Below are 9,641 nucleotides of genomic sequence, written 5' to 3'. Positions count from 1 at the left end.
GGATTGGAACAGCATATCAAAACGCACAACTGATCTTCATGAGCCACAAGCCTTAGTTGAATGGTGAGGGCTTTGTAAAACATGATGACGAGCATGTAGCTAAGTCTTTTATGTTCCTCAAGAAATTCACCTTATCATCACCATAAAAATCTCTGTTGTTATTCAAATAACTGATTTGATTTAAAAAATGCTTTTCGAGAATTATTGCAATATTATAGATACTCAATCAGGTGATAAGCTGTTTAAAGAATCTTATGTTAAGAAAATCATGCTGCACATATGAGTTTATTTGTAAGGTTAATAATCAATAGCAGCGTTGACATACTATTTTACAATACCATTGAATTTCCGGCATTGGGTAAACCATAAATCAATGAATTTATGTAAGCCTTAGCTTATATTAAAAATGATTGCCACAGAATCGAGGAAAGCCTCAGGCAGTGCAGTGATCGAAACAAAAACGCCGAGCAAAGCTCGGCGTTGTTCAGCTAATTGGCTAATGACTTACATCATGCCGGGCATACCGCCCATGCCGCCCATGCCGCCCATGTCTGGCATTGCTGCACCAGCACCGCCTTCTTCAGGCTGATCGGTGATCATACATTCAGTTGTAATCATTAAGCCTGCTACTGAGCCTGCCGCCTCTAAGGCTGAGCGGGTCACTTTCGCAGGATCAAGGATACCCATTTCGATCATATCACCGTACTCACCAGTACCAGCATTGTAGCCAAAGTTACCTTCGCCGCTGCGAATCTTATCTAACACAACCGATGCTTCATCGCCGGCGTTAGATACGATTTGACGCAATGGTCCTTCCATTGCTCGCAAGGCTGCAGCGATACCGTGGTTTTGATCTTCGTTATCACCGGTTAATTCAGCCACTGCTGCAATGGCACGTACCAAAGCAACACCGCCACCAGGGACAACACCTTCTTCAACGGCTGCGCGCGTCGCATGCAATGCATCTTCAACGCGCATTTTCTTTTCTTTCATCTCAACTTCAGTCGCGGCGCCTACTTTAATCACGGCTACACCACCGGCTAACTTAGCAACACGCTCTTGCAGTTTTTCACGATCGTAATCAGAGCTGGTATTTTCAACCTGTACGCGAATTTCTTGCACACGCGCTTCAATTTGACCTGCATCACCGGCGCCATCCACAATAGTTGCATTGTCTTTATCCATGGTGACGCGCTTAGCGCTACCTAGGTGCTCAAGACCTGCGTTTTCAATATCGAGGCCAACTTCTTCAGAAATAACCGTACCGCCGGTTAAAATCGCAATATCTTGCAACATCGCTTTACGACGATCACCGAAACCTGGGGCTTTACAGGCTGCGACTTTCACAATACCGCGCATATTGTTCACAACCAAGGTCGCAAGTGCTTCGCCTTCAACGTCTTCAGCAATAATCACAAGCGGACGTGAAGCTTTTGCTACCTGCTCAAGCAATGGCAACAGCTCACGGATGTTTGAGATTTTTTTATCAACTAACAGTAAAAACGGCGACTCAATTTCAGCAGTCATGTTTTCTGTATTGGTAATGAAATATGGCGACAAATAGCCACGGTCGAATTGCATACCTTCAACCACGTCTAATTCATTTTCTAGGCCATTACCCTCTTCAACAGTGATAACGCCCTCTTTGCCAACCTTTTCCATCGCTTCAGCAATGATCTCACCAACGCTTGAATCAGAGTTTGCAGAGATAGTACCCACTTGCTCGATCGACTTATTGTCTTCGCAAGGCTTAGCCATATCTTTGATTTCGGTCACGGCAGCAGCTACGGCTTTATCGATGCCGCGCTTAAGATCCATTGGGTTCATGCCGGCTGCAACAGATTTCAAACCTTCGTTAACAATCGATTGAGCTAATACGGTCGCCGTTGTAGTGCCATCACCGGCATTATCATTGGCTTGCGAGGCCACTTCTTTGACCATCTGCGCGCCCATGTTTTCAAACTTATCGCTCAGTTCGATTTCTTTCGCTACCGATACACCGTCTTTAGTAATCGTCGGTGCACCAAAAGACTTGTCCAACACGACGTTACGACCTTTAGGACCTAGCGTTGTTTTTACTGCATCAGCAAGAATATTCACACCTGCTAACATTTTTTGGCGTGCTTCGTCGCCGAATAATACGTCTTTAGCCATCTTCTTTTTTCTCCGAAAATAGTCTTATCAATAAATGTGGTAAGGGAAATTAACCTACTACGGCAAAAATGTCGCTTTCGCGCATGATCATCAGCTCGTCACCATCGACTTTTACGGTGTTGCCTGAATACTGACCAAAGATCACGGTATCGCCGACTTTCACTTGAAGTGCACGAACTTCACCGTTATCTAAAACTTTACCTTCACCAACGGCAACAATTTCACCTTGGTTGGGCTTCTCTTGTGCACTGCCCGGTAATACGATACCACCAGCTGATACAGCCTCTTCTGCTTTACGTTTAACAACCACGTTGTCATAGAGCGGACGAAGATTCATTATTTTCTCCTTGTTGTGCGGATTGCATGAATAAGAAATGAATTATTTTATCGTTGCAGCATTGATGGGGCTGGTTTAAGGAATTTCAAGGCAATCCAATGTATTTTTAGCAAAAAAATCATTTTTTTGTATTTTCTTTTAAATAATCACCGAGAAAGCGCAGGTACTCGTTGATAAAGTCCTAAGCCGATCAACCTCAAACCTTAGCGGTAAAGTTTAACCAGCATAGGTCTCGCTCTATTGATCACTGCTAAATGATCACTGGCCAAGCTGTTTATTCTCATCGACCGGCGAGCACTCGCCATCAATGCTGTCATCGCCTGCTTCACCTGACTGCGAGTATGCGCCGGTATAATCTTGCGCTGCGAATGGTTGAGCCTGCATAGCCTGAAATACGCCCTTACTAATCAATGACTTAACTAATAGCTGCCGTGGGCCCGGCAGTAGACAAAGGAAGCCAAGGGTATCGGTAAAAAAACCAGGGGTTAACAGTAGCGCGCCGCCAACGGCTAGCAACAGCCCTGTTACCACTTCTTCAGCGGGTAACTGGCCATCAGCCATTTTTTGCTTAGCGCGCATCAGCGTGGATAAACCCTGCTGTCGCAGCAAGTGCAAACCTATCACTGCCGTTAACAAAACTAAGCCAATGGTCGGCAGAGCACCAATCAGACCCCCGACTTGAATTAAAATCAACATTTCGACGATAGGAACGCCGATAAATAAAGGTAGTAACAAACGCATGATATAAATCCATCTAAGCTATACCTATTTAGATGGTGACAAGGACTAATAATTCAAGTTTTATTTTAATCAGGTCGATGGTGGCTATGATTCGCAAAAAAATACAAATTCAGTACAATGCCTGTTTTTTTAATATTCCATACTGACGGAGAAAATCATGGATCCAAAAGGTAAAGTTGTTGCCATTACCGGTGGCGCTCAAGGCTTAGGTTTAGCGATGGCTGAAGCGTTTGCGGCAAAAGGCGCGGTGCTAGCGCTCATTGATTTAAACGAAGAACGTTTAGCCGCGGCAGTTGCTAGCTGCGAGGCTTTAGGTGGAAGCGCCAAAGCTTTCAAAGCCAATATTGCGGACGAGACTGAAGTTGAACATTTATTCAGCCAAATCGTCAGCGAATTAGGCGGCCTAGATTGCCTGATTAATAATGCGGGTATTACGCGCGACGGTTTAATGGTGAAAGCTAAAGACGGCCAAGTGCAGAAGCGCATGAGCCTGGCCGAGTGGCAGATGGTTATCGATGTGAATTTAACCGGCGTCTTCCTTTGTGGCCGAGAAGCAGCAACCAAAATGATTGAAACCAATACGCAGGGTTGCATTATTAACATCTCTAGCCTCTCTAAAGGCGGTAATATGGGTCAAACGAATTACTCGGCTGCCAAAGCCGGTGTAGCAGCGATGACCGTAACATGGGCGAAAGAGCTTTCGCGCTATGGTATTCGCGCTGCAGGCATTGCGCCGGGCTTTATTGCAACTGAAATGGTTCAGTCGATGAAACCTGAAGCCTTAGAAAAAATGGCGAATATGATTCCACTGAAGCGCTTGGGTGAACCCAGTGAAATTGCTCAAACGGCGGTGTATATTTTAGAAAATGATTACTTCACCGGCCGCACGATTGAGATGGACGGCGGTATTCGTATATAAAGATTCAATATTTTGTAAGCTTTAATGCTTATCAAATAAAACGTTTCTTAGCGGGCTGCATATTCTTCAGCTCGCTTTTCAACATTTCACTCCCAGCTTATCGCGTCAGATGAGCTCTTCCTTCCATTTATAAATTGATCAGTTGTGGCTGTATGGCTAAGGATAACTTAGGCTTTTAAGTGGGTAATAACATGTTCTAGCGCCTTATCAAATACGCCGTCGTTTTCCAGTAATTCAAGCTGTGCATCGTTAAGCAGCTGCACTGCTTCATCACTGTGCATATCCATCACTTTTTGACCCTCACGATTTACCCAGACAAACGTATCGGTAAACTTAATGTAGGTCGCTAACTTTAATTTTAATACCGGCGACTGTCGATTATCGCGAACCCAAGTATTCATCGTCAGCAGCTTGCTGATGGTATCCACTGTAAATTTTGCCACATTTTCTTCAGTTGCGTTGCTGGACGGGCTAGCATCTAAAGGCGGTTCAACTGTCTGCGGCTCGACCGACTGCTGTCCACCGTCCTGCTTATCAGCTTGGTCTTGTTTCGATAGAGACTCAGAAGATGGCGATGTAAAATCGGCCTCAGCTAGGGAAGAGTCTGTGGGCGAATTAGTACTAAGCGACAGTGCGGCCTGCCCTGATGTCGGTGACTGGCTTTTTGCTGCATCTTGCTCAAGCTCATCTTCGACCGCATCCACACTGGCTGCCAATGAATTTAAGATCGCTTGCTGAGCTTTTAATTGCGCAGCATCTAATGGATTATCATCAACCAAGCCTACATCTGCATCTATACTCACTGAATCTAACGCAGGAAGTATAGCTTTTAATTGTGCATTAACTTCAACTTTGGCTAAACCTATTGATAATAATTGCGTCTGTAAGCCATATACTGCCTTAGCTCGGTCGCCAGTGATTTTATCGCGCATATAGTTAAGCAACTGATCTTCGGCAGCTATAGCTGCCTGCCACAGTTCATTTTGTGTGTTAGCAAACTTATTAAAAGCAAAACACAGAGTCTTAGACCAATATTGATAAAGAAAATCGTTGATCGCCGTGGGCAACTCAAGTTTCGCAAATTTTGCATCCAAATGTTTTCTAGCGATATGCTGCGCTTCAAGTTGACGAGACTTTGCTTTTTCTAAGGATTTGAGTCGTTCCTCACGTTTTTTTGCACGTGCCAAGAATTGACTTTCTGCTTGCTCTAAATATTGGATGGATTCGGCAAAAATATTGCTATTGGTCTGATAATGCTGGTTGACCTGTTGCACGCTATTTTTCATTGCCGCTAACAGAATATCGTCTTCTTCCTGATCAGACTTTTCCCATAACACAGATAACTCAGCCATTTTATTGAGCAGTTGCTGACCTGGGTTATTCGCATCTAGAAAGAAGCTTTGATCATTCAGTGCGGTCTTTAGAATAGGCAGACTTAGCCTATCCATGAGACGCTGAATCGGCTCAGGCAAATGAAACTGCGCAAGATCATCAAACAGCATCGATAACATAGCGATAGTGTTTTCCGCATTTTTTGAAACTTGGAAATCTTCTTGTGCAAACTTTTCATTTAGCTCGTCGGCTAAATTTGTAAAAGAATCAGCGGTAAAATCCTCAGTATCAAAGTCAGCAAAACTGTTGTCTAATTGCGCTACTAAATCTTGATCAGAAATTAAGTCTGCATCGCTATTATTGTCAATAAGATGATGCTCTAGCTGCTCAGGAATTTCGACAGCTGATATAACGCTTTCAATATCTAACAGCGCTGCTGAAGATGCATTATGCTCTGGCAGAACAAACTCAGCCATATCGCTTAAAACTTCATTACGATGCTTTTGATCCTGTTCAGACTTATGCATTTGTTTGAGCCTAGCATTGACATCATTATCATCAAGCTCAGCCAAGATTGCCTTGCTGACAAAAAAATTATTCAGCTGCGTATTAAGCTTGTGAAACTCAAACACATACTCTTTCAGTATGGCTTTAAACAACATCACTGATTGCTCTTCATCAAGCGCCAGTGCATTCACGTAGATTTTTGCCACATCTGCTAAAACAGCCGGTGCATTTGGCAAGCCATCGATTGCAAGCTTGTGTCCTATCAGGGATTCAAATCGTAACCAGGACAAAATTAATAGCGACTGCGATAAATCATCGGCTTTTCGGCAAAATGACTTTCCATAGACATCGAAGCTATGCTCTTGTTTACTGAGCACGCTTAAGCTGTCGACTTTGCGTTCTGCAAATCGCACTACTTTTTTCTGACTAAATTGTTCTGAGGCGTTGTGCAGTTTTTCAAAAACAGATTGGTAATGGCTTTCAACAGCCTTATGGGCTTGTAGGGAATTGTCGTGCAGGGCTTGCTTATCGAGTTGACTTTGCAGCTCGTGCGTAGCCGCGTGAAAGCAATCTTTTAATTTATGCGACAGCAGCTTATATGTGCTTTGAAATATGTCAGACCAGTCCTGCATATATTGACCTTGCAATATTTATCTCAATATTCTACGCCTGCAGAAACAAAAAAAGCCAGTAAAAACTGGCTTTCAAAAGTAATAATGTGACTTATCAAGAGTTTATAAAGCACCCTCAGATAAAATACGCATATTATTCCGCGTTGCTTCTTCACCAAAGGCACTGACACCAATCATAAGAGTAGTAATCTTCGACTTTTTCCAGTCTTGTAACTTTTCTTTAATACGATCTTCAGGACCGGATAAGGAAATTTCATCGGCCATATAGTCGGGCACGACCATCGCTGCTTCGTGTTGGCCTTTATCAAAGAAGGTATCTTGTATCATTTGCGCTTCTTCGGCCCAACCCATGCGACCCATCAGATCCTTATGGAAGTTTTTACCTTTCGCACCCATGCCACCTAAGTACAGTGCCAACATATATTTAGTGGGCAATAAGGCATTAGCCAAATCATCATCCACATTCATATTAACCATGGCGCAAATTTCATAGTTGTCTGGGTCTTTCACCATCGACAAAGGTTCGTCATAAATCGCCATTTTTTCTGGTGAAACGAAAATAGGCAGCCAGCCGTTAAATTCGGTGCAGGCGAGCTCAACATTTTTTGGACCTTCAGCTCCGAGAAAAACTGGGATTTCTTTACGAAATGGATGAGTAATTGATTTCAAGGGCTTGCCTAAGTTCATACCGCCTTTGAGTGGCAATTGATACTGATTACCATCTAACTCAACCGGATTCTCGCGCGCAATTACTTGACGAAAAATACTCAGCCATTCGCGTGTACGCTCAAGCGGTTTATTGAACGCTTGACCGTACCATCCCTCAACTACTTGCGGACCTGATACGCCAACCCCAACATTTAAACGACCATTAGAAATATGATCTAAGGTCATTGCAGTCATAGCAGCGTTAACCGGGGTGCGGCCTGAAATCTGCATAACACCGGTGCACAGCTGAATCTTACTGGTATGCGTAGCGATGGCAGCCAGCGGGGTAAAGCAGTCAGAGCCGTATGCTTCAGCCGTAAATAGTTTGTCAAAACCCATATCTTCAGCATCTTTTGCCAGCTGAATAAAATTAGGTAATGGGTCTTTTTGCCAATAGCCTTGGTGTAAACCGAGTTTCATAATGATCTCCTCATTGCGGTAGAAACACTGTAATTGATAGTGAAATTATCTTGCTCTAAAAGCCAGACAGTAATAACAAAAACAGTCAAAAAATGCTTTTTTAGGGTATTTTAAGTCATAAATGATTGTTTTTATCATATAAACAAACTGCGTGATCATAAGCCTTAGCTGATTTTCAACATTAGCGAGCAATCAATTGATAAAATCGATAAGCATAAGGCATATTACCCGTATAAAATCGATAATTAACGCTCGAAATTTACCTTGGATTTGCCTAAAATTCGCGCCAATTCGCGATATTGCTCGCACAAACGAATGAACATAGCCACTTATAGCTAAACATACAGCCTAACTTATAGCCAAATTTACAGCCAAAAGGTAGCACGCAAATGTACCAGTATGATCAATACGATCAACAAATCATTGACGAACGGGTTAAACAATACCGTGGTCAAACCGAGCGCTTTTTAAAAGGTGAACTTTCAGAGGCAGAATTCTTACCTCTTAGATTACAAAATGGTTTATACGTGCAGCGTTTGGCGCCTATGTTACGAATTGCAGTACCGTATGGATTAATGTCATCCAAGCAACTGCGCAAGTTAGCCGCCATCAGCCGCGACTATGATAAGGGTTATGCGCATATTTCTACGCGTCAAAATGTGCAGTTAAATTGGCCAGAATTAGCCGATACGCCAGATATCTTAGCCGAACTTGCCAGCGTGCAGATGCATGCGGTGCAAACCTCAGGTAACTGTATCCGTTCGACTACCTCGGATCAATTTGCGGGTGTTGCTGCTGATGAGTTAATCGACCCTCGACCTTATTGTGAGATTATTCGTCAATGGTCGACTTTTCATCCGGAATTCGCTTATTTACCGCGTAAATTTAAAATTGCCGTATGTGGATCCGCAGCCGATCGTGCCGCCATTCATGTCCACGATATTGGCATTGAGCTGGTTCACAATGAAAAAGCCGAGATCGGCTACAAAGTGATTGTCGGCGGCGGTCTAGGACGCACGCCTGTGATCGGACAAGTCGTTAATGAATTTCTCCCTGAGCAGCATTTATTGAGTTATTTAGATGCTATCTTGCGTGTTTATAATCAGCTCGGACGTCGTGACAATAAATACAAAGCTAGAATTAAAATTTTAGTAAAAGCCATGGGAGTTGATGCTTTTCGTGAAAAGGTTGATGCGGAGTGGGCATTTTTAAAAGATGGCCCAACCACACTAAGCGATAACGAAATTGATCGTGTTAAAGCGCACTTTACAGACCCCGATTACCAAATCATTGATGACAATGATGCCGAGTTAGCACTGCAGGCTCAGGCGCATGCAGAGCCGGCTTTTGCAGCCTGGCTACAACACAATACGCACGCACACAAGCAAGCGGGTTATCAAGCGGTAACGCTATCCTTAAAAGTTGCTGGTGTCGCTCCAGGCGATATAACCGATAGTCAAATGGACGCCGTTGCAGATTTAGCCGATCGTTTTTCATTTGGCGAGTTACGCTCATCGCATCAGCAAAACCTAATCTTAGCCGATGTTAAAAAGTCCGATCTGTTTGCGCTATGGCAGCAGCTTCAGCCCTTAGGTCTAGCTAAAGCCAATATTGGCACCTTAACCGATATGATTTGCTGTCCTGGTGGCGACTACTGTGCCTTGGCTAATGCAAAATCGATTCCTGTCTCTGAAGCAATCACACGCAAATTTAATGACCTTGATTACCTTTATGATTTAGGGCAGATAGAACTGAATATATCTGGCTGCATGAACGCCTGTGGACACCACCATGTTGGTCATATTGGCATTCTAGGCGTTGATAAAAAAGGTGAGGAATTTTTCCAAATTTCCCTAGGCGGTAATCAAGATAAAGATACTTCATTAGGTAA

The 9,641-nt window shown here is 43.5% G+C and carries 7 protein-coding genes; 2 read left to right on the top strand and 5 right to left on the bottom strand.

Annotated features, from left to right (window positions below; genetic code table 11):
• Positions 1-504 precede the first annotated feature (504 nt).
• From groL to HRU21_07465, 3 genes are all read right to left on the bottom strand, one after another.
• Complete coding sequence (gene groL, locus HRU21_07475; protein NRA42136.1) at positions 505-2,154, bottom strand: chaperonin GroEL; 1,650 nt, start codon at positions 2,152-2,154, stop codon at positions 505-507.
• 49 nt (positions 2,155-2,203) lie between these two features.
• Positions 2,204-2,491: a co-chaperone GroES gene (locus HRU21_07470; GenBank protein ID NRA42135.1), complete on the bottom strand. Its 288-nt coding sequence runs from the start codon at positions 2,489-2,491 to the stop codon at positions 2,204-2,206.
• Positions 2,492-2,749: 258 nt separating this feature from the next.
• A complete protein-coding gene (locus HRU21_07465) occupies positions 2,750-3,232 on the bottom strand; it encodes an FxsA family protein (protein ID NRA42134.1) in 483 nt (160 codons plus the stop codon).
• A 157-nt stretch (positions 3,233-3,389) separates the two neighbouring features.
• Here HRU21_07465 and HRU21_07460 point away from each other — a divergent pair, with 157 nt between their 5' ends.
• Positions 3,390-4,151, top strand: a complete 762-nt coding sequence (locus HRU21_07460) for an SDR family oxidoreductase (GenBank protein ID NRA42133.1) — start codon at positions 3,390-3,392, stop codon at positions 4,149-4,151.
• 167 nt (positions 4,152-4,318) lie between these two features.
• Here HRU21_07460 and HRU21_07455 read toward each other — a convergent pair whose 3' ends face one another.
• Entirely contained in the window at positions 4,319-6,622 is a 2,304-nt protein-coding gene (locus tag HRU21_07455; protein ID NRA42132.1) for a DUF1631 family protein, read from the bottom strand.
• A 102-nt stretch (positions 6,623-6,724) separates the two neighbouring features.
• Positions 6,725-7,750 (bottom strand): LLM class F420-dependent oxidoreductase, encoded by a 1,026-nt coding sequence (locus HRU21_07450; protein NRA42131.1) that lies wholly within the window; start codon positions 7,748-7,750, stop codon positions 6,725-6,727.
• A 389-nt stretch (positions 7,751-8,139) separates the two neighbouring features.
• On the opposite strand from HRU21_07450, the gene HRU21_07445 reads away from it, so the two are divergent.
• On the top strand, positions 8,140-9,641 hold a 1,502-nt coding region (locus HRU21_07445), incomplete at its 3' end, for a nitrite/sulfite reductase (GenBank protein NRA42130.1).

The sequence above is a fragment of the Pseudomonadales bacterium genome, from assembly GCA_013215025.1.
GTDB lineage: Bacteria > Pseudomonadota > Gammaproteobacteria > Pseudomonadales > DT-91 > DT-91.
The sequence above is the reverse complement of the archived record's forward strand: the minus strand, read 5'-3'. Positions and strand labels throughout refer to the sequence as shown.

Bases quoted from the DNA above. Each gene is read 5' to 3' on its own strand.
- HRU21_07465 (NRA42134.1), bottom strand. From the start codon at position 3,232: ATGCGTTTGTTACTACCTTTATTTATCGGCGTTCCTATCGTCGAAATG.
- HRU21_07455 (NRA42132.1), bottom strand. From the start codon at position 6,622: ATGCAGGACTGGTCTGACATATTTCAAAGCACATATAAGCTGCTGTCG.
- HRU21_07460 (NRA42133.1), top strand. From the start codon at position 3,390: ATGGATCCAAAAGGTAAAGTTGTTGCCATTACCGGTGGCGCTCAAGGC.
- HRU21_07450 (NRA42131.1), bottom strand. From the start codon at position 7,750: ATGAAACTCGGTTTACACCAAGGCTATTGGCAAAAAGACCCATTACCT.
- HRU21_07470 (NRA42135.1), bottom strand. From the start codon at position 2,491: ATGAATCTTCGTCCGCTCTATGACAACGTGGTTGTTAAACGTAAAGCA.
- groL (NRA42136.1), bottom strand. From the start codon at position 2,154: ATGGCTAAAGACGTATTATTCGGCGACGAAGCACGCCAAAAAATGTTA.